We start from the raw sequence: 806 nt of genomic DNA, 5'->3' as shown, positions 1-806 counted from the left end.
AATACATCGTGCACAAGGTACCGGTCGGTAGGCGCCGCCGGGTTACCAGGGGGTAGTAACCATGGGTAATCCAAGGTCACCGCTCAGCGGCCCGCCGCCCTCCCGGCCCGTACCGCCAGCTCCCACAACTCCTCGCGCAGCCGGGCCACATCGTCGCCGCGCAACCCGGTGGTCGCGGCCAGCGTGGCCGGGATGCCCGAGGCCCGCTCCTTGAGCTGCTCGCCGCGCCCGGTGAGGGCGACATGGGGGCCCTTGTTTCTCGGGCCGTTGTTTCACCACCTGTACCAGCGGCCCCTGCCTCCGGTGGCGGATGTGCCGCGCACCAGGAATCCGAGCAGCCACAGGACCAGAACGGCCAGTGCGATATACCAGAGAACCTTTACGGCGAATCCGGCGCCGAACAGAATCAGCACCAGCAGTAGTACCAGCAGGATAGGAACCATTACTGAACCTCCTGATGGTTCGGGTTTCCAGAATACGCGCGATCAGACCGTCTTGCGGCAGAGAATTTCGCCGTGCAGAACGGAGAACCAGCCGTCCTCCTGCCGCCCCCACTCCCGCCACGCCTCAGAGATCTCCCGCAGCTGCTCCGCCGTCGCGTGACCGCTCTCCGTGGCGCGCTCGGCGTACGAGGAGGCGACCGTCCGGTCCGCCCACAGTCCGCTCCACCAGGCCCGCTCGTCGGCCGTGGCGTACGTCCAGGTGGCGGAGGTGGCGGTGATGTCCGTGAGCCCGGCCCGCAGCGCCCATGACTTCAGCCGGCGCCCCGCGTCCGGCTCACCGCCGTTGGCGCGGGCCACCCGGCG

1 protein-coding gene and 1 pseudogene are annotated in these 806 nt (G+C 68.6%); both read right to left on the bottom strand.

Going from position 1 to position 806, the window contains the following annotated elements; all coding sequences use genetic code 11:
• Positions 1 to 272 precede the first annotated feature (272 nt).
• Positions 273 to 443, bottom strand: a complete 171-nt coding sequence (locus STRIP9103_RS02585; RefSeq protein ID WP_009296984.1) for a hypothetical protein — start codon at positions 441 to 443, stop codon at positions 273 to 275.
• Positions 444 to 485: 42 nt separating this feature from the next.
• A pseudogene (locus STRIP9103_RS02580) lies at positions 486 to 806 on the bottom strand (SAM-dependent methyltransferase); the annotation flags it as partial.

It is taken from the genome of Streptomyces ipomoeae 91-03, assembly GCF_000317595.1.
GTDB lineage: Bacteria > Actinomycetota > Actinomycetes > Streptomycetales > Streptomycetaceae > Streptomyces > Streptomyces ipomoeae.
Note: the sequence above shows the minus strand (reverse complement) of the source record. Positions and strands in the feature narration are given on the sequence as shown.